Source organism: Limnohabitans lacus (assembly GCF_030053395.1).
GTDB classification, from domain to species: Bacteria; Pseudomonadota; Gammaproteobacteria; order Burkholderiales; family Burkholderiaceae_C; genus Limnohabitans_A; species Limnohabitans_A lacus.
The window spans coordinates 1-19,067 of sequence record NZ_JASGBH010000019.1 but is presented as its reverse complement, the minus strand read 5'-3'; the positions used below and the strand labels follow the sequence as shown (position 1 = coordinate 19,067).

The following is a 19,067-nucleotide window of genomic DNA, read 5'->3' as shown; positions in this document are numbered from 1 at the left end:
GCCGGAACATGCGTCCTGCCCACAGGTGCCGACGGTGTCGGCGTTGAGACCCTGTCCCCGATCAATTCAGGTGGGGGAGTTTGAGGTGGCCATAAGTGGGGGAATTTGGGTGGCCATCAGGGCCACAGAGCATTGCTGGACGCTTCAGGCTCTCCTCGATTGAGAACCATCCTTGAAACGATGATCGACATGCCTATCATCGTGCGATCGTTTTACCTATCAACTCCTAGTGACCTGGAGCAAAGCCTGCACCATCACCAGAACCTAACTGTCGCTGCACAAGCGCGTGATGGTGAATTGGCTCGTCAGGTCATGCAATTGCATCTGCGTATGTCTTACCACCGCTTCATGCGACAGCGAGACCAATTCAGGCATAACTGACTTTTGACATCTGATGGAATAAGCCTGCTTAGGAGTCTTACGGGCAGTGAATGACCGTTATCGGGAATGTCAATGACCGACCGCTTCTGGCCGAACTAAGTCGTCCGTCCTTGACCGTCTCTACCCGACCCATTGCAGCCGGTCACATCTTTTAAGACGTTGACTTGTTTGTAGCGGTTGCTGCCGGTCGTGTCCCGCAGTCATTTGTGGGCTTTCTGCCAGTAGCGGTCGGTCGATCTTTAACCATCAGGCCCGGCAGCCGGTCAGTTCGGTCATAGGCCAATGACCGCTACCACACATCCTATCCAGTGCTGACGGATAGGATCCATTGATGCATGGGCCAATTTGCACAACAGGCTATGACGCCCAATGAACAGGGAGCCCTGCACATTTTCGATGCAGCGACGTTTTCTTACTGAACTAGCTGGATGTCAGTGACGATCATCTTGCCACCTTCATTGATCACCATAAACTTAATTTTTTCGCCTGGCTTGATGCTGGTCAATAAACTCTTATCTTTAGCAGTAAATACCATTGTCATTCCCGGCATATCCATATGTTTGATTTCGCCGTGTTTGATCGTGACCTTGCCAGTTTCGAGATCAATTTTCTTGACCTCTCCGTCGGTTAAAGACGGCGTCATTTGAGACATGTTCATCTTGCTGTGATCCATGACAGCTTGGGAAAAACTGCTTAAGGGAAGAGCCGCACCAATGGTCAATAGTAAAGTTGCAATTTTGGTTTGAATATTTTTCATATTTTCCTCATGAGTAAGAGTTAAAAACTTTTGATGATCCGTCTTTTTGGATTAGCAAGACTTGATACGCGTCACGCCTTGCGCCGTAGACAGGACCGTCCATTCCAGGAGATCCGATAGGCATCCCCGGAACGGCAAGACCTAACGCTTGTGGTTTTTCTTTGAGTAAACGTTGAATGTCTTCGGCTGGCACATGCCCCTCAATCACATATCCACCGACCAGAGCTGTATGACATGAAGCGAACTTTTGAGGCATACCCAGTCGAGCCCGCGCTGCGTTATTACCTTGATCGTTTACTTTCAAAGAAAAATTATTCTTTTCTAAATGAATAATCCAGTCTTTGCAACAGCCACAGTTAGGGTCTTTCCAGACTTGTATAGCTATAGCGTTTGGGCTGGCTGCAATAGCAATTGAGGACGAGCACATTGAAGCTATTCCCAACAATAGCAACCGCCTCGTTGAATTTTTTGAACTGTTTTTGTCAGTCATTTCAGCAGCCCTTTCCTGTAATGAAATTACTTCTTGCCAACCTTGATCGCGCCCTTCATCCCAGCTTCGTAGTGGCCTGGCATCAAGCAGGCAAAATTTACGGTTCCAGTCTTCGTGAATTGCCAAACAATTTCGCCTTGCTGTCCTGGAGATAGTGTCACTTTGCCAGGTTCGTCATGTTCCATATCTGGGAATTTTTTCATCTGCTCCAGATGCTCGAGCAATTCCTTCTGGGTGCCCAGACTCAATTCGTGCTTGACCTTTCCTTGATTCTTGACAACAAAGCGGACCGTCTCTCCTTGCTTGACCTGAATAGATGAGGGTGTGTAACGCATGTTATCCGTCATATCGACATTGATGGTCTGCGTTACCTTGGAGGCAACACCTGGTTTGCCAATTGCGGTTTCCTCGTCAGCATGGCCATGCCCACCGGCGTGCTTTCCAGCCGCAAAAGCCGACGCTGACAGGGTCAGAGCAACCAAAACAAAGATTTGGCGAGAAGTGATGTACTTGGATTTCATTCGTTAACTCCGGAAAAAAAATTCAGTGATTGCTATGTGATGAGGGCTTGCGCACCTTGACTTCGGTCGTTTTGGCGGGCATCTGGGCGCGAGGCATGGACTGCCCACCCTCCGCCTTGAAGCGCGCTGGTTCAGTCAACGGCCCGGTGTACTCATGGGCTACCGTGCCTTCGGGATGCTTGTACCAACCCGGGTCCTTGTAGTCCCCCGGCTTTTGATTACGGCGGACCTTCAGAACGCTGAACATGCCACCCATTTCGACCGATCCGAAGGGGCCTTGGCCAGTCATCATCGCAGCGGTGTTGTCAGGGATGGGCATTTCCATCTCAGTCATGTCGGCCATACCACGCTCACCCATGACCATGTAGTCTGGAATCAGGTTATTGATCTTCTTGGCGATGCCACGGTGATCCACACCAATCAATGTCGGAACGTTATGACCCATGGCGTTCATGGTGTGATGGCTTTTGTGACAGTGGAAGGCCCAGTCCCCTTCCTCATCTGCCAGAAACTCGATCTGTCGCATCTGACCGACGGCCACATCGGTCGTCACTTCATGCCAGCGGGTGCTCTTGGGTGTCGGGCCACCGTCCGTACCAGTGACGAGGAACTCATGGCCGTGCAAATGTATGGGGTGGTTCGTCATCGTCAGATTGCCAATGCGAATACGCACCTTGTCGTTCAGGCGAACATTGAGGCTGTCAATGCCTGGAAATATCCGGCTATTCCAGCTCCACAGGTTGAAGTCCAGCATTGTCATGATCTTGGGGGTGTAGCTGCCCGGATCGATGTCATAGGCGTTGAGTAGGAAGCAGAAGTCTCGCTGGACCTCATCAATCAGATCATTCTTGACCTTAGGATGGGTCACCCAAAAGCCCATCATGCCCATGGCCATCTGTGTCATCTCATCAGCATGCGGGTGGTACATGAAGGTGCCAGGCCGGCGCGCGACGAACTCGTAAACAAACGTCTTGCCGGAGGGAATAGCCGGCTGGTTCAGTCCGGCCACACCGTCCATGCCGTTGGGCAGGCGCTGCCCGTGCCAGTGAATGGAGGTATGCTCTGGCAGCTTGTTGGTCACGAAGATCCGTACGCGATCGCCCTCGACCACTTCAATCGTGGGCCCCGGGCTCTGGCCGTTGTAGCCCCAGAGATGGGCTTTAAAGCCAGGGGCCATTTCCCGCACTACTGGTTCGGCGACCAGGTGAAATTCCTTGACGCCTTGATTCATGCGCCATGGCAAAGTCCATCCATTCAGCGTCACCACCGGGTTGTAGGCGCGTCCGCTGTTGGGGACAAGCGGCGCCATGGTGTTAGGGCTGGTCTGTATTACAGGCTCAGGCAGAGCGGCCATCGCCACGCGGCTGACCGCGCTGGCGGCCACGGCACCACCAGCAATCCCGGCGTACTTAAAAAAGTCTCTTCTGGAAGTCATCGTTGTATCTTTCATTCAATGAGGCGCAGCGCCACCGGCTGGCGCACTGGGCATGGCTGCCAGCGGAGTGTTCATCGGTCGCCCGACCAGTGAGGCTTGTAGCGCGGCATCCGCTAGCCAAAACTGCTGCTCGGCTCCGATCGCAGCCATGACCGTAGAGACCTGATCACGTGAGTCCGCCAGCAACTCGAAGATGCCGATGATCATTCCGTTGTAGCGCAGTTGGTTCTCTTCTGAGATCACCTTACGAAGCGGTATCACCTCGTCCCGGTTGTGCCGTGCAATGTCATAAGCCGTGCGATAGGATGAGTAGCTTTCTCGCAAGCTTGAACCCGCCGAGCGGACGGTCGCCTCAAGCTGATTGGCTGCGGCCAAGGTGCGTGCGTTCATGGCATCGCGCTGCATGCCCCCCCAATCAAAGATGGGCAGGCGTACCGCGATTTCATACCCTCGCGCTACGCTGCGCTCACCCGCCACGCTGTTCGTGCTGGTGTTGCGCATGGCCCTCAGTTCAATGTCGGTGATGCTGGTGACCATGTTCAAACCCTGGGCTCTGGCGGAAGCATCCAGTGTGCTTTGGGCAAGACGGATGTCGAGGCGGTTACGCGTAGCAAACGTCGCAACGCCCTGCGGATCGAGCGCCTGTTTGGGTAGTTCAGGCAAGCGGTCCGGCAGTTTGAGCATCTGGGCCTGTTGGGCATCCAGACCGAGTACGCGTACGAACTCTTCGCGGGCAGCAGTTACTTGGTGAGTTGCTGTTGCCAATCGGGTCCCTGCGTCCGCATAGAAGGCCTGCTCACGAGCCCGTGTGAGGCGATTGAAGTTGCCTATGGCCTGCATCCTGCGAGCCAGTTCGGCACTCGCTGCAGCGCTTTCATACACCTGCTTGGCATACTGAAGCGTCTGTTGGGCAGCCACGGCGCGGACCCATGCCTGGCGCACGCGGGTGACCTGGTCGACCACATCACTCGACAGTCGCAGATGGGCCACTTCGATGCGACGGTTGGCGATTCCCTGGCGACTAGGGAGGGTCAGAATATCGAGCAGACCAAAGGAAAGCGTACGGTTTAACTCCAGCGCATCACCGGCCACCATGCGTTCCAGGGAGAAGACCGGGTTTGCAATTCTGCCCACCTGTGCCGCATCTGCGGACTCCGCCCAACCTTGAGCCAGCAGCGCCTGGAGCGATGGGCTGTTGACGAGCGCCAGCTGGACCGCCTCGCGCTGACCCAGAATGTTTTGAAGCAGCTTCTGGGCCGCCTGCGCACGCTGTTCGCGCTCATCGGCAGTCCGCGCGAGAGAAATCTGCCCTTCGGCAAAACTCTTGGCCTCCTCGTTCACCCGGGCAACGTTTTGTTCGAGGCTAACAGTGGCGCAACCGGCAAGCGTGGCCAAGGCGATCGCGGATAGCGCCAGTTTCCCTAGCGAGGTGCTTGGGATGCGCTTCATGGCTTGACTCCCCCATGATGACTAGATTGCGTATCAGGCACTTCAGAGGCATCCTTTAGGGCCTCACCTGTCGCGACCTCCTTGGCATAGCTGCGCCAGCCTCCAATACGACCTACCAAGTCGTTGGCTTTGACCCAGGACTGAATGGCCTGGTCGTTGTAGGGGCGGAAGTCACTAAGTGCAGACTTGTACTCAACTTCCACCACCGAAAGATTTTTCACGGGCTCTTTGTTGGCTTGGGCCGCGGCTACACCAGCTAACATGGCACAACTCAGGGCGAGACATGTCTGTGCGAATAATAGTGAACGTCTGACGAGCATGGTTTCCTCAATGTGATCGGTAACATAGACAGGGGGAATTATTAAAATACCAAGTCGTCAGCACGATGTCGAAAAGATTACATATTTGTCATCTCGCCATCGCAATAAATGGAAGTCGTCATACTCAGGTCTGCCAAAGAGGGTCAGTTGCCAATGAAAATTTTGATTGTGGAAGATGAGCCTAAGACCGGGGCATATCTGCGCCAGGGACTGATCGAGGCCGGTTTCGTTGTGGACTTGGCCAGAAATGGGCCCGACGGCCTTCACCTAGCTCTTGGCGGTAACTACGATCTCGCGATCCTGGATGTGATGATGCCGGGCATGAGCGGTTGGGAGGTCCTGCAGGCGATACGTCATGAAGGCCTACAAGTGCCAGCCATGTTTCTCACCGCCCGCGATCAGGTGGAAGATCGCGTGAAGGGGCTTGAATTAGGCGCCGACGATTACCTCGTCAAGCCGTTTTCCTTTGCCGAGCTCTTGGCCCGAGTTCGCACCATTGTGCGCCGCGGTCGTAGTGGCACCGAATCCACGACCTTGCAGGTGGCAGACCTCCAACTTGATCTGCTACGCCGCCGCGTCACCCGAGACGGCAAGCGCCTTAATCTTACCGCCAAGGAGTTTGGATTGCTGGAACTGCTGATGCGTAGGCAGGGAGAAGTCCTGCCCAGGTCGCTGATCGCCTCTCAGGTTTGGGACATGAACTTCGACAGCGACACTAACGTCATCGAGGTGGCCATGAGGCGTCTGCGCGTCAAGATCGATGATGATCACCAGTTCAAGCTGATCCAAACTGTACGCGGCATGGGCTACGTGCTCGAAGCGCCGGAGGGTCGCTAGATGTTTCGCAGGCTGTCACTGACATCCCGCCTCACCATCTTTTTTATAGCGCTGGCCAGTTCGGTCATCCTGGGCTTGGCGCTTCTTTTCATGGTAGAGGCTGATAGGCACTTCGTCGACCTCGATAGCGCCGCCTTGGATGATAAAAAGCACCTGATCGAGGGCATTCTGGCCAGTTCTCGATCCCATGAAGAAGCTCGCAGTCGCCTGAACGAAGCATTGAGCCATCACCACAGCCTTTACGCTCTGGTCAAAGGACCGCAGGGTGAAAAGTTGTACCAGACCAACGGATACAGCGGCCCGACTACGCAAGCATCATTCATCACGAATGACGACGGCCACGGGCTTCAGTCTTGGAGGAGTGGCGGTCGCGAGTTCCATGAGATGAGCTTTACTGCTGGCATGGTTCAGGGAATGGCCGGGCCGCTCCAAATATCACTCGCCGTCGATACGCAGCACCACCAAGAATTCATGAGGGAGCTCCGGCGCAGCATTGCGATCTATGCTGTGCTGGCCATTCTTCTAAGCGGATTCTTGGCTTGGTTCGCGGCTCATCAAGGCATGTCTCCGCTGCGCGCAATGAAACGTCGCGCCGCTGCAGTGACAGGCCAACAGTTGCAAGAGCGCATGCCCGAGGATGCCGTCCCGATTGAAATGGCAGATTTGGCAAGGGAACTCAATGAGATGTTGGGTCGCCTGCAGAACGACTTCAAACAGCTTGCTGATTTTGCGGCGGATTTGGCACATGAACTTCGCACACCCATCAGCAATCTCCTCACCCAAACACAGGTGACGCTGTCCACCCAACGCGACCTTAAGACATACCAAGATACGCTGGCGTCCAACGCAGAGGAATTGCAGCGTTTGGCTCGGGTGGTATCAGACATGCTATTCCTCGCCAAGACAGAGCGGGGGGTAGACCTGCCCCATAAGGAGTCCTTCTCGGCAGCACAAGGAGCTCGCGAACTCGTTGAATTTTATGAAGCCGTTGCGGACGAAAAACGCATCTTGATGAGCGTGGAAGGTGATGGGCGAATCTATGGCGATCGTTTGATGTTCAGACGTGCCTTGAGCAACCTCCTATCCAATGCGCTCAGGCATGCACCAGTCGGCGGTGTCGTGGGCGTCAGAATCGAAAGTTCGTCGCGTGGAATTGAAGTCACTGTCAAAAACACGGGCAAGGAGATTCCATTGGATGTCCAGCAGAGAGTCTTCGAGCGCTTCTATCGCGCAGACTCAGCACGCAGGCACCCAGCTTCTGACGGGGCAGGCTTGGGGCTGTCGATTACCAAAGCCATCGTCGAGGCCCATGGCGGGGCGATCTCGGTTACTTCAGACCAGGAGTGGACTCGATTCAGGCTTGTTTTTCCAGAGCTTCAAGCAAGGATGAGGCAAGCGACTGAACTACTTAGTCGGCCCTGAATAACGCCTTTTGCGTGAACAAGAGAGGGCCGGATCGCGCTGTACCGATTCATAACAACCGCCGCAGCGGGCGCAAACAAATGAGACTGCCCAATGAGCAATCAAGGCGACCGGGGAAACTGCTGCGGCCGTGGGACGTGGCGGCCACACCGCTGGAACTGGCGCTGGCCAGGGGCCACCGGTGGTTGGCAATGCTGGAGTACGGCAAGTTGAAAAACCTGACTGAAATTGTAGCGCTGGAGGGAGTCGACAACAGCTACGTCAGCCGGATGGTGAATTTGACTACGCTGGCACCGGACATCGTCGAGGCGATTTTGGAGGATACGCTGCCGGATCACCTGACGCTGTTTGATCTTGCGGTGGACCCGCCTGCGCTGTGGGAGGAGCAGCGGTTACGGATTTGGTGAGACGGGACTGTAAAAGATAGTGATGGCGACTGACTCCAAGACAGCGGGGTGTCTGTAAAGCCAGCACCAGACCGCCCGATCATGTTCGCATAAGCACGGATCGCATACGCGGCATGTCGAGTGACCGGTATTTCAATTACAACGGTCCTCGTAGCTCCTCCCGCTTAAATGACCGGTAGTAATCGCCGCAACTATGACGTCCACTTACCGCGAGTGACTACAACCAGCCTAAATCACAGATTGATACAACAACAGCATCGTCCGCTTTTGGCCGAAAGCCGCCTCACCACGCTGAGAAAAAGCGTCAGGCCAACCGGTATGAACTTGTATGAAATCACCCCATACAAGCACCGAGGCACATGGCCACCCCTCTGCTGCGACACCACGGCTGGAAGGCACCCGAGACGTGCTGGACGTACTGACCTGCGGCATCGTCAGAACAGCAGCACGAGAGACCAAGCCGGAGCCCCTCATCCAGGCTCCAGCGACCCCGGCCGAACCCAGCCGAGAACTCCTGACCGAGAAAATGCTCGCCGATCGCTGGGTGTGTTCCGTCGCGCGGCTTCAGCGCTGGCGCACCGTCGGCGAGGGGCAGCCGTACTTGAAGATCGTGGGGAAGGTCCTGTACCGACTCAAGGACATTGAGGCCTACGAGGAAGCCAGCCTGGTCCGGAAGGTGTTCTAGGAGGGCTTTGGAAGGCCCCGAACGGATTGGAATTTGTTCGAACGACTTGGAATCAGTTCGAATGAATCTTGGCGGAGCAGAAATTCTAGCCCCACCAACCTGCTCAGGTCCGGATGCATCGTTTTTTGATGGCGCCGGGGATTCGAACCCGCAAATTCGGGGGCATGTTCATCCTTCATGCAGGCTTCCCCTTCAGGCCAGGGTCAACGAGCCTTCGATGTTCCCGCGAGCGGCATTCGATTTGGGACAGATCTAGTGAGCGGTATTCACTTCCCCCTTTGGGGCTTCGATCATGCCGAATTCTCTGTCACTGAACAGTACGAACTCTAGGAACTCCGTCACGTCAACCTGCTTAGGTTCGGATACATCTTTTTTGACAGGGTTGGACATTCGAACTTAACTACCGTACAAAGGCTGTATCGTGGCTCCCACGGATTTTCCGAGCCTTGCAGTAAGTGCTGCAATTGAAGGGATCATCCGCTCAGAGTAAACGCCAGCATGGCTGTTTCAGGTTGGTTACGGTCATTTGAGCCGTTGCATCCAGAAGACGGCGAACTGGGAAAAGCGAAAATTCCTTTGCCATTCGCCAATGACCGCCTCGCATCTGAAGTCAACGTTTGACCCCACCTGAACGATGAGGCATCTTCAACGCCAGCCTCGCTCAATGCGCAGGCAGCCGCCACCTCCTCAAGCACGCGGCGACTTTCCCTCGAACTTCAATACCAAGCTTCCGGCCAGCAAGGTCAATACAAAAAGACAACCGAGGTACGGCATCACGCTTTGCAGGGGGGCACCCATCTGATTCAGACGCAACGCTGCCTGGACTCCCGCCGTTGTGGGAATCAACCAACGCAGGTATTGCAACGCGGTAGGCAATGCCTCTGACGGCCATGAAAATCCTGCAAGAAATACCAAAGGCAGCGTGGAGAAAAGAATCACTTGGAGGACCCGTTCGCGATCTCGGCACCACAGGCCCACCAATGAGCCCAGCGTGACGATGGCGGACAAGTACAGGACCAAGAAGACTAGGGATCCAGCAACGTTTCCTGCGCGCGGGTAGCCATAGAGCCAAAAAATCCATCCAAAATAAAACAGCCCAGACACCAATCCCGGCACGAGAAATGCCAGCCAGCGTCCAATCCAGACCATAGGACTTGCTTGAACTGCACGTTGCTCGACCCAGGTCGCCACCAACATCCCCACTCCCATCAGAAGGGTCTGATGCATGATCAGCAGGGCGACGGCAGGAACGATGAAGCTGCCGTAACCCTCTGTGGCGTTGAACAAGGCAATGGCTTGAAAATCCACCGGCGTACGAGTCTCACTGGCCTGACGAGGACTTTGACCCTTTGCCTCTCGCTGTCGGATTTCAATACCCGCCGATGCTGCACCTACGGCTTCCGCTAACCCGTACTGCACCGCCTTGCTGATGATGGGGTAGGCGCCGTTCGACACGATCGTCACCAAAGCTGGCATCCCCCTGGCGACGTTTGCCTTCAGGGTGTCTGGGAGAAGCAGGTAGCCTTCAATCTCGCCGCGACTCATGGCGGCCTGCGCGGCGCGCTCATCAGACGCTACGGCTTTGACCTCGATCCGTGGGTTGGCAAGTGCTAGGCGTTGGATCGTCCGTGACAGAGCCGAGTGATCCTGGTCGATGACCGCCACCGGCACTCGGGTCACGACCTCCGGACCGAAGAACCAAGGGTAGAAGAAAGCATAGAACAAGGGCGCTGCAAAAAGCAGCATCAATACGCCCTTGTCTCGCACAACATCGCGCAGCGTTGCGACGAACCCCGTCCTCAGGGTTCTTGAGTGGTGGAGGGTCATGTCAACGAGCTCCCCATGTCGATGGCTTGTTGCGAGCCTGGACCAAGCCCCACGCGGCCAGTGCGAGCAAACCCAGAGTGGCCAGCAGGAATGCCACAGGAGTCGCAGCACTCGCGCGGGCCGGCAAGCCCATCAGCAATTGCTCCGTCTGCAGCCGGATGTAGTGGGTGAACGGCATGGAAGTCGCCCATAGGCGAGCGCTGTCAGGCATTGCACTCAGTGGGAAGCTCATGCCACTGAATGCGAAGGCCGGGGCGGTTAGAAGTCCAGTCACGGACAACGCGGTCCGCAAAGACTTGGTCAGTGCGGCCACCGCAGCACCCGCGGCCAGAGACAGTGCCATGAGCAAAGCCAGGGCGAGGCAGATCCAGGCAAGATGCCCGGGGATGTCCCAGCCACGCCCGGCCGTGATGAACCAAAGCGCTCCGGTACCGATCCCCGTAAGCGTCATCCAGGGAATCGCCAGCTTGCCCAGCAGGGCGACCGCGACGGACCGCCCTCCCTCGTGTCCCAGCCACTGTCCTAGCGTCTTGTCCCTCAACTCTCGACCTACCGCCCAGGCACCAGCCGTCATTGCCAGAATGTGCAGGATGGCCGGGATCACGGCAGCAGTCAGGTACTTTTCGTAGTTACCGGACCCGTTGAACAGCACAATCGATTGAGTCTGGATCGGATTAAAGCTGGTCTTGGCCTGTTGGGGGGATTCACCTCGCTTGGTTCGAGCCGACACTTCGATACCGGCAGCCAAGGTCCCCACCACCGTGCGCACATCCCGCTGCAGCAGGCTCGAGTGCGTGGCAAACTGGGCGTTATGGCGCAGGGTGACTTCGGTCTTGACCCCGCGCTTGATGTCTCGCTCGAAGTCCCGGGGAATGTTGACCATCGCGTATACCCGCACGCTCCTGAGAGCGTTTTGGGCCGAGGATTCGCTGTCGAATTCGTCGACAACCTGAATGCCAGGCGAGGCGTCGAGCATGCGCACCAGTTGCCGCGACAGCCCGGAGTGGTCTTCATCTACCACGCCGACTGGCAGGTTCCTCGGGATGGCGCTGGAGAACATCCACACGACCAGCACCACGGCCAGCAAAGGCACCCACGTCACCATCGCCAGGTCCCAGGGGCTTTGGCCTAGGCGACGGGCTTCCCGCCTGGCGCTGTCGAAGAAGTGGTGCATGGTCAATTCAATCGACCAGAACGGACATGCCTGGGCGAACCCCCTCGATCACTTGGGACGGGCGGGCCCGGACCTCGAAGGTTTTGATGTCAAAGCCCTGATCGGAGCGCGTGGCACGCCAGGTGGCGAAATCGGGCATCACTGCTGCCCGGTACACCTTGAAGCGAACCTTGCGGCCTTTCAAGGCGGGCAAGGTGCCATCGAATTCCTTGCCGACGCCAAACTTATCGAGCTTGTCTTCGCGCACGTTGAGCACCACCCACTGATCTGCCATGTTGGCGACCGTGACCACAGGCACTCCTTGGGGCGAGATCTCGCCCACACGCCCCAGGACCTTGACCACTTCACCGGCCACCGGGCTCTTGAGCTCCGTCTCGGCCTTGGCCGCCTGAACTTCAGCCACGACGCCAGCCAATTGACGTGCCTGGGCGGCGGCAGCTTGCTTGTCTTCGGAACGTGCCCCGTCGCGCGCCATCTCATACTGGGCCTGCGCGGCCAAGGCCTGATCGCGGGCTGCCTTGAAATTAGCCTCAGCCTCGTCGCGCTTTTGTGCGGCGATCAAGCCGTCCCGGGCCAGTCCCTCAATCCGCTTGAACGATGCTTGTGATAGATCCGCCGCGGCCTGGGCGCGCTGCCAGTTCAGGCGGGCGATTTCCACCTCCTGGGGCCGGCCACCCTTTTGCACCTTGGCCGCCGTGGCCTGGGCAGCCTCCTGGGCTGCCGTGGCCTGCGCCAATTTGGCGGTCACCTCGGGACTGTCCAGGCGAATGAGCGGTGAGCCCACCGTGATGACATCCCCCTCCTTGACGAGGATGTCTGCGATGCGGGCGCTGACCTTGGAAGCGACATCGACTTCCTGCACCTCCATCTGTCCCTGGAAGGCCTCCGCGCCAGGCTGCTGGGCCTTCCACAGGCCCAGGCCGAGAACTGCCACTGCGCCGATAGTGACCAGTGTGACGGGTAGTTTCTTATTCATCTCATTGCGCTTTCAGATCGGCACGGGCCATGTAGCTGGTGAATTGATCGGACAGACCGGCCACTTCCAGGAGATCGGCGAGGGCCTTAACATAGTCATAAGCCGACTGTGCCTGCTCGGTCTTGGTTTTAGCCAGGTTCACCTCTGCGTCGATCAGTTCTAATGTGGAGTTCGTCCCCGCCTTCTGGCCCTTGGTCTTGAGTTGGAGGACTGCATCGGCCAATTCCAGACTTGGGGCCAGGGACAGGAATTGACGCCTGGTCTGGTCAACGGCCATCCACCGTTTCTCGACCAGCAGCGCGATGTCATTTCGGGCCTGCTTGTCCTGGCTGTCCGCCATCTCGATGAGCCGATGCGATGCTTCGCTCATCAAGGAGCGGTCCACCCCCCCCCACAGACGCCAGCTGACTCCCACGCCCACGACCCAGTTGGCTTGGTCCGAGGAGCGGAGCTGGCGTTGCCCGAAGGCAAATATCGTGGGCTTCTTGTGGGACTCTTCCAGGGCATGAATCTGCTCGGCCTCATGCCGCTTGGCGGCCACCTTGCCCAATCCTGGGTGTCGTTCCAGAGCAGCGTCGATGAAGTAGCCAAGCGGCTCAATGGGTGAACTGATCACGAAAAGAGGGCTCATGGCTTGAACCCGTTCACCGTTGCGGATGGTTCTGGCCAACGCGGTAGACGCCAACTCAGCGTCATCCCGAGCCTTTTGGGCGTTCCGCTTGGCTTCCTCCATCGCAGCGCGGGCCTGGAGTCGCTCGACCTGTGCGACAAGGCCCGCTTCAAGCATTCGCTGCGTCGCGGCGTCATGCTCCTGGACGGCTCGAAAGGCCGCCTCGCGCAACCCGGCCGCGCGCTCAGCCAACTGGGCTCCGAAATAACGCTGCGCGAATTCCGTAAACACCTCTTGCTGCGCCTGGCGTCCGTCCGCCCGGGCCTCTTCGGTCTTGGCTTCTAAGGCCTGCTTGATGGCGGTGGTGGCGCCGCCGGTGTAAAGGGGCAATACAGCCGAGACAGAAGAGGTGTTGCCGCTGCGCTGAGTGCTCAGGTCGACACTGTTCGGCAGTTGCGGCAGGCGTGACAGGCCTGCAGCCAAGGTAGGGGGTAGAGCAGCAATGGACGAACCGATGGTGTGCGTCAGCGGTGACAGATCGACCCCCTGCACCGCGCCTTGGAACCTGTAGGAGGCGGCGCCTACGGACACCACGGGGCCGCCCAGGTAGCGGGTAGCCTGCTCCTTCAACTGCGCGCTCTCGACCGACAAGCGAGTCATTGCCAGACGATCAGAATTGGCTTGGAGGCGCCGTGCGGCCTCTTCGAAGCTGAGCGCTTCAGCCCGTGTCAGCGCGGGAACGCAGGCCGCCGCAGTTATCAAGGCACACAGTGACAGTTTGGTGCGCAATCGATTTGGTTGATTCAACATGGCATTCTCTTTGTCGGTACCAATCGGTACCATAATCGAAATTCTAATCGGATTATTGGTACTGTCAAGTACCTAATGTGAGATACTTGCGCGATGAGTCGCCCCCAAATTCCCGACGACGAGCATCGCACCCGGTTGCTGGAGGGGATGGCGCGGGCGGTCACGGCTTGTGGGTATGCGGAGCTCACGACATCAGACATCGTGCGCGAAGCGAACGTGTCCAAAAGAACCTTTTACCAATTTTTCAAAGATAAGAGCGAATGTCTGATTGCGTTGTTCAATCACTCTGCGCAGAGGATTGAGGCCACATTACGTGCAAGCATCGACCCACAGGGTGACTGGAGTTCCCAGATCGATCGGACCATCCAGATCTATCTGGAAACGTTGGCCGCCAATCCTGTGCTGCTACGTACCTTGTTTGTGGAAATCCTAGCGCTCGGCGCCGCAGGCCTGAGTGCCAGACGCATCGCCATGGAAAAAATAGCTGCTGTGCTCCTGGAAGCCGCTGCCTATCAGCGCGAAAACCAGATCCCGCAATGGCTTTCCACCAGTCTGATTGGGGGGGTCAATGAGATGGTGTTGCAGCATATTGAGCAAGACCAGATTGCCTTGTTGCCCCAGCTAAGCGGAAATGCTGCCGCGTTCATGAAAAACACAATCCAAATATTCACCCATGAGGGTGCGCCAAGAGGGAGTAAGCCCCGAGGCACTGTACGAGCAAGGCGGTGACCTGATCCCAGCGACGCCCAAGCAGTTCGCAACTTTGGTCTACGCCGAGAGCCGCAAGTTTGGTGCGGAAATCGAGTACCCCCCTCGATTGATCCTTTCGATGCTCCGGGCTTCGCCGTGCATGTCCGGCCCAGCCTTGGCGCTCATTGCACATTCGAGCGCTGCCATACGCATGGTGAGGGATGGGTGAGCACGCAGACTCATGCTTGTGATCTGACCGCAGGGCCCAGACCGCTCACAGTGGTCGGTGGTCACAGCCTGTAACCGCCGTTTCGGCGCTCATGGATCTGGAGCGGGCATTCGGAAACATCACGACAGGTCTATTCGAGCTCGGTTGCAACTGCCAGCCACCTCACAGCGCCTGACAACTTCCTGTGAACTCGCTCCGTTTCGCACTGTGGGCCTCACGGGATGGAACCAGCACTTCAAGTGGCGCATGCCTGCAAGGCCGTTTCGGTCTGAAGCCGTGTCTGCTCGATTAAATATTCCAAAAATATCCGTGTCCGGTCGGGAATGAACTTGCGGCTTGGCAGCGCCGCATACAAGCTGACCCGCCCAGTGATCCAGGGCGAGAGCACCCGCTTCAAGGTGCCTTGCGTGAGGTAAGGCGCTGCGATCTCCATCGACAAGGACATGATGCCTGCCCCGTCGATCACGGCTCTGAGTGTTGAATCACAACGAAAACTGGGCCAAATTTGGGGAGAATCACACTGAAAACTGAGCCACGTTGACGGCTACGCTGCTGAATTTTTCAGCAAGGTGGTCAGGAGTGATCAACGTGAGCACATTGAGAAAATTGCGCCGCCTCGTGCTGAGGGATGGCGTATCGGTGCGGGAGGCCAGCCGGCGGCTGGGGATCTCGCGCAACACGGCCAGCAAGTGGTTATCTGAGCCCGAGATGCGGGAGCCGAAGTATCCGAAGCGGGTGAAGGTGGTGAGCGTCCTGGGGCCTTTTGAAGAGACCCTGGCCCGCTGGCTCAAGGCCGACCAGCACCGCAATAAGCGCGAGCGCCGCGGCATCAAGGCCATGTTCGAGGCCTTGCGCGCCATGGGCTACGGCGGCAGCCGTGGGCCGGTGTACCGCTTTGCCCAGCAGTGGCGCCTAGAGCAAGACCACAACGCCCGAGGGGCGGGGTTTGTGCCGTTGTCCTTTGAACTGGGTGAGGCGTTCCAGGCCTATGCACACGAAGTGACCGCATTTTTCATGGACGAACTGATGCGCCACGGCGTGACCACCGCGCTGTGCTTCGCCACAGCTCACCCCGAGTCGGTCGATGTGTTCATGGCCGAGGCACAACAACGGCGCCTGCGCATGGTCACCGGCAAGGTGCTGCAAGACCGCCACAGCCCTGACGGCCTGCGCGACTCCGACACGGCCTTGAGCCTGCGCCAGACCGAAGACCTGATCCGCCGCTGGCACGGCGTGGACCGCCTGGGCTATGCCACCACGCCGCGCTTTGCGCCCACCAGCAGCCCTGAGCAGCTGCATGGCGCAGGCGAGATCGCGCAGCAGTTTCCCGATGTGTGGATCCAGTCGCACGTGGCGGAAAACCTCGACGAAATCCGCTGGGTGAAAGAACTGTTCCCCGAAGCGCGCAGTTATCTGGACGTGTACGAGCGCGCAGGCCTGCTGCGGCAACGCTCGGTTTATGCGCACTGCATCTACCTCGATGAAGCCGACCGTTGCCGCATGGCCGAAGTGGGTGCCACCGCCGCCGTGAGTCCCACCAGCAACCTGTTTCTGGGCAGCGGCTTTTTTGACTACACCGCCTCGGACGCGGCTAGCTTGCGCTATGGCCTGGCCAGCGATGTGGGCGGCGGCACCAGCTTCAGCCCTTTCCACACCATGCACGCGGCCTACACCGTCGCAAGGCAAAGTGTGGGGCATCCTGGCATCAGCCTCGCGCCCGAACACCTGTGGTGGCAACACACGGCAGGTGCCGCCGCCGCGCTGGACCTGGACGGCAAAGTGGGCAACCTGCTGCCCGGCTGCGAAGCCGACTTCGTGGTGCTCAACCCGAAAGCCACGCCCCTGCTGGCCCGGCGCACCGCACAAACCGAGACTCTGGCCGAATGGCTGTTCGCCATGATCGTGCTGGGCGATGAGCGCTTGATTGCGCACACGGTGGTTCAAGGACAACTCAGCCACAGCGACATGGCTCAAAACCATTGAGTGCACATGGCGCAAAAAAAGCGGCGTCATCGACGCCGCTGAAAATGGGCCGGATAGGGCCATGCTCAGGCCATGCCCGGAGCCATCACCCCGATGGACAGGCTGGCCGTGTGGTGACTCATCAGATGTTGCGGTTGTAACGCTGTGGGTACAACTGGTTCAACTTCAGGCCAGTTTCACCATCCGCCATGATGTTGCCGGTGCGGAGGGCTTCGACCAACTCGGCCTTCACTTGCTCGCGGGTCTTGCCCTGAGCAGCAGACTTGGCGGGGTACAGGCCAGGGTTCACTTCATTGGCTTTTTGATGGGTTTCACCGTTGACGACGAAGTCGCCGGTGCGCAGGGCTTCGGCCAGTTCAGCTTTCACCTGTTCGCGGGTCTTGCCCTGAGCGGCCGACTTGGCGGGGTACAGGCCTGGGTTCAATTCATTGGCTTTTTGATGGGTTTCACTGTTGACGACAAAGTCGCCCGTGCGAATGGCTTCGGCCAGTTCAGCTTTGACTTGCTCACGGGTTTTGGCTGCAGATGCGTCGGCAGCCATGGCGTTTCCAGCAGCCAAGGCAGCAACAGCGAGGGTGATGGCGGAGAAATAAGAGCGGTTCATGATCAGGTTTCCTTGAAAGTTTGAAAAACGGTCTGCCTGTCGGATTGACGGGGCTTTGACCTGATCGGTGAAGCGTTGGTTGAAAGCGCTGCATCGATGGGTTGAACTGTAAAATTTCCGAATCAATAGAAAAACAATCAAAAACACATTGAGTTATTTCTAAATTAGAAACAATCAAGGGCTTGAAATCCCGTTTTGGAGTGCTTCATGGACCGTTTGTTGTCGATGCGCGTGTTTGAGCGCGTGGTGAATGAGGGGGGATTTGCCGCCGCTGCCCGTGCGCTGGACATGTCAGCGCCGGTGGTCACGCGCCTGGTGGCCGATCTGGAAGACCACCTGGGCACGCGCTTGCTGCAGCGCTCGACCCGCCGCCTGTCGCTGACCGAAGCGGGCCAGCAGTACCTGGGCCGTGTGCGCAGCATCCTGCAGGACATTGACGAAGCCGATGCGGTGGTCAGTGCGCAGACCACCGAGCTGGCGGGCCTGCTGCGACTGCATGCGCCACCGGTGCTGGCGACTTATGTGGTTGCGCCTTTGCTGGCGGAGTTTCGCAGGCGTTATCCCAAAATCCTGATCGAGCTGGAGGTGGAAACCTTGCGGGAGCCACCGATTGAGGACTTCGACATCACCTTGCTGGGCACCGATGAGAGCTTTAACGGCGATGTGATTGCGCGCAAAGTGCTGGAGTCCGAAGCCATTTTGGTGGCCTCGCCCGAGTACCTGCGCCAACGCGGCGCGCCGCAGCAACCACAGGACCTGATGCAGCACGATTGCCTGCGCCTGAAAATGCCCCACATGCGGCCTCGCATGTGGCAAATGTGGTGCCCCGACAACCCAACGCAGCCCATCGAGATCGACATCCAGCCGGTGCTGCTGGTCAACCACACCGACAGCCTGTTGCGCGCGGCGCTCGATGGCGCGGGCATCACCTCGGTGGCAATGGACATGGTGGCACCGTATCTGACACGCGGTGAGCTGGTGCGCGTGCTGGCACCGTGGATCACGGGTCGGCTGAGCATGTACGCGGCCGTGCCCACACGCAAATTCATGCCGCAACGCACCCGCGTTTTTCTGGACTTTCTGATCGAGGAGACACGTTTGCAGACGGCCAAGGCTTTGCAGGCTTGCGCCACTTGCTGAAGCTGCGCCCTCTCGGTTGGACTCCAGCCGACAACTGACCGCACAAAGGCGCGATGTTGTCGCTCAAAAACTCGCCTGCAACTGACCGACAATAAGGCATGACCGAAGGCAAGGAACACCCCATCGTCGACCCCAACCAGTCCCAGCGCGAAGCCGTGCGCCGGGGCATTGCGCAATTTCAGCAGCGCCTGCAGGCCGCCTGACCTGCCCCCTCTGGCCGTACCAATCAATTGGAAGTAGTCCAAGGGTTCAAGGTTAATCCAAAACTTGAGGGTTGAGATTTGCAGCGGCATTGGTTTGAATCCTTTGCTGCTGCGCGA

General features: G+C 57.8%; 20 protein-coding genes and 1 pseudogene. 9 read left to right on the top strand and 12 right to left on the bottom strand.

The features are described 5' to 3' along the window. Positions 1 to 123: 123 nt before the first annotated feature. A pseudogene (locus QLQ16_RS15710) lies at positions 124 to 381 on the top strand (FCD domain-containing protein); the annotation flags it as partial. A 412-nt stretch (positions 382 to 793) separates the two neighbouring features. Here the strand turns inward: QLQ16_RS15710 and QLQ16_RS15705 are convergent. The 6 genes from QLQ16_RS15705 to QLQ16_RS15680 are packed head-to-tail and all read right to left on the bottom strand — an operon-like array spanning position 794 to position 5,296. Further along, a complete protein-coding gene (locus QLQ16_RS15705; RefSeq protein ID WP_090142667.1) occupies positions 794 to 1,138 on the bottom strand; it encodes a copper-binding protein in 345 nt (114 codons plus the stop codon). A gap of 7 nt (positions 1,139 to 1,145) precedes the next feature. After that, a complete protein-coding gene (locus QLQ16_RS15700) occupies positions 1,146 to 1,628 on the bottom strand; it encodes a DUF411 domain-containing protein (protein WP_089957688.1) in 483 nt (160 codons plus the stop codon). Positions 1,629 to 1,654: 26 nt separating this feature from the next. Continuing rightward, positions 1,655 to 2,149 (bottom strand): cupredoxin domain-containing protein, encoded by a 495-nt coding sequence (locus QLQ16_RS15695; RefSeq protein ID WP_108326983.1) that lies wholly within the window; start codon positions 2,147 to 2,149, stop codon positions 1,655 to 1,657. Between the two features lie 22 nt (positions 2,150 to 2,171). Continuing rightward, the gene (locus QLQ16_RS15690) at positions 2,172 to 3,584 is read right to left on the bottom strand and encodes a multicopper oxidase family protein (protein WP_089958022.1); all 1,413 of its coding nucleotides are present in this window, start codon (positions 3,582 to 3,584) and stop codon (positions 2,172 to 2,174) included. Between the two features lie 15 nt (positions 3,585 to 3,599). Continuing rightward, the gene (locus QLQ16_RS15685) at positions 3,600 to 5,033 is read right to left on the bottom strand and encodes a TolC family protein (protein ID WP_108326984.1); all 1,434 of its coding nucleotides are present in this window, start codon (positions 5,031 to 5,033) and stop codon (positions 3,600 to 3,602) included. Beyond that, the gene (locus tag QLQ16_RS15680; protein WP_228768226.1) at positions 5,030 to 5,296 is read right to left on the bottom strand and encodes a hypothetical protein; all 267 of its coding nucleotides are present in this window, start codon (positions 5,294 to 5,296) and stop codon (positions 5,030 to 5,032) included. The genes QLQ16_RS15685 and QLQ16_RS15680 overlap by 4 nt, the downstream gene beginning before the upstream one ends. 210 nt (positions 5,297 to 5,506) lie before the next feature. On the opposite strand from QLQ16_RS15680, the gene QLQ16_RS15675 reads away from it, so the two are divergent. The 5 genes from QLQ16_RS15675 to QLQ16_RS15655 all read left to right on the top strand — a co-directional run bounded on the left by QLQ16_RS15675 (position 5,507) and on the right by QLQ16_RS15655 (position 9,325). Further along, positions 5,507 to 6,190 (top strand): heavy metal response regulator transcription factor, encoded by a 684-nt coding sequence (locus QLQ16_RS15675; protein ID WP_090142681.1) that lies wholly within the window; start codon positions 5,507 to 5,509, stop codon positions 6,188 to 6,190. Continuing rightward, positions 6,191 to 7,612 (top strand): heavy metal sensor histidine kinase, encoded by a 1,422-nt coding sequence (locus tag QLQ16_RS15670; protein ID WP_108326985.1) that lies wholly within the window; start codon positions 6,191 to 6,193, stop codon positions 7,610 to 7,612. 14 nt (positions 7,613 to 7,626) lie between these two features. Next, positions 7,627 to 8,019 carry a LacI family transcriptional regulator gene (locus QLQ16_RS15665; protein WP_199222332.1) on the top strand — a complete coding sequence of 131 codons (393 nt, stop codon included), beginning with the start codon at positions 7,627 to 7,629 and terminating at the stop codon, positions 8,017 to 8,019. A 328-nt stretch (positions 8,020 to 8,347) separates the two neighbouring features. Next, on the top strand, positions 8,348 to 8,704 hold the full coding sequence (locus QLQ16_RS15660; RefSeq protein WP_283225587.1) for a hypothetical protein: 357 nt from the start codon (positions 8,348 to 8,350) through the stop codon (positions 8,702 to 8,704). Between the two features lie 498 nt (positions 8,705 to 9,202). Further along, positions 9,203 to 9,325, top strand: coding sequence for a hypothetical protein (locus QLQ16_RS15655; protein WP_276308838.1), 123 nt, complete (start codon positions 9,203 to 9,205; stop codon positions 9,323 to 9,325). Positions 9,326 to 9,391: 66 nt separating this feature from the next. Here QLQ16_RS15655 and QLQ16_RS15650 read toward each other — a convergent pair whose 3' ends face one another. Genes QLQ16_RS15650 through QLQ16_RS15635 form a run of 4 tightly spaced genes read right to left on the bottom strand, consistent with a single transcriptional unit; the run spans position 9,392 to position 14,101 of the window. Then, positions 9,392 to 10,531: an ABC transporter permease gene (locus QLQ16_RS15650; protein ID WP_090142670.1), complete on the bottom strand. Its 1,140-nt coding sequence runs from the start codon at positions 10,529 to 10,531 to the stop codon at positions 9,392 to 9,394. Position 10,532: 1 nt separating this feature from the next. Next, positions 10,533 to 11,705, bottom strand: a complete 1,173-nt coding sequence (locus QLQ16_RS15645; protein ID WP_090142671.1) for an ABC transporter permease — start codon at positions 11,703 to 11,705, stop codon at positions 10,533 to 10,535. A 7-nt stretch (positions 11,706 to 11,712) separates the two neighbouring features. After that, positions 11,713 to 12,681 carry an HlyD family secretion protein gene (locus QLQ16_RS15640; RefSeq protein WP_283225586.1) on the bottom strand — a complete coding sequence of 323 codons (969 nt, stop codon included), beginning with the start codon at positions 12,679 to 12,681 and terminating at the stop codon, positions 11,713 to 11,715. Position 12,682: 1 nt separating this feature from the next. Then, positions 12,683 to 14,101 (bottom strand): TolC family protein, encoded by a 1,419-nt coding sequence (locus QLQ16_RS15635; protein ID WP_090142683.1) that lies wholly within the window; start codon positions 14,099 to 14,101, stop codon positions 12,683 to 12,685. A gap of 93 nt (positions 14,102 to 14,194) precedes the next feature. Here QLQ16_RS15635 and QLQ16_RS15630 point away from each other — a divergent pair, with 93 nt between their 5' ends. Beyond that, positions 14,195 to 14,830 carry a TetR/AcrR family transcriptional regulator gene (locus tag QLQ16_RS15630; protein ID WP_090142673.1) on the top strand — a complete coding sequence of 212 codons (636 nt, stop codon included), beginning with the start codon at positions 14,195 to 14,197 and terminating at the stop codon, positions 14,828 to 14,830. Positions 14,831 to 15,255: 425 nt separating this feature from the next. Here QLQ16_RS15630 and QLQ16_RS15625 read toward each other — a convergent pair whose 3' ends face one another. After that, positions 15,256 to 15,486 (bottom strand): type 2 periplasmic-binding domain-containing protein, encoded by a 231-nt coding sequence (locus tag QLQ16_RS15625; RefSeq protein WP_090142674.1) that lies wholly within the window; start codon positions 15,484 to 15,486, stop codon positions 15,256 to 15,258. Positions 15,487 to 15,608: 122 nt separating this feature from the next. Here QLQ16_RS15625 and guaD point away from each other — a divergent pair, with 122 nt between their 5' ends. Then, positions 15,609 to 17,003: a guanine deaminase gene (gene guaD / locus QLQ16_RS15620; RefSeq protein WP_283225585.1), complete on the top strand. Its 1,395-nt coding sequence runs from the start codon at positions 15,609 to 15,611 to the stop codon at positions 17,001 to 17,003. Positions 17,004 to 17,124: 121 nt separating this feature from the next. On the opposite strand, the gene QLQ16_RS15615 is transcribed toward guaD, so the two are convergent. Continuing rightward, positions 17,125 to 17,607, bottom strand: a complete 483-nt coding sequence (locus QLQ16_RS15615) for a DUF4148 domain-containing protein (protein WP_108311825.1) — start codon at positions 17,605 to 17,607, stop codon at positions 17,125 to 17,127. Between the two features lie 207 nt (positions 17,608 to 17,814). On the opposite strand from QLQ16_RS15615, the gene QLQ16_RS15610 reads away from it, so the two are divergent. After that, positions 17,815 to 18,747: a LysR family transcriptional regulator gene (locus tag QLQ16_RS15610; protein WP_108311096.1), complete on the top strand. Its 933-nt coding sequence runs from the start codon at positions 17,815 to 17,817 to the stop codon at positions 18,745 to 18,747. Positions 18,748 to 19,067: the final 320 nt, after the last annotated feature.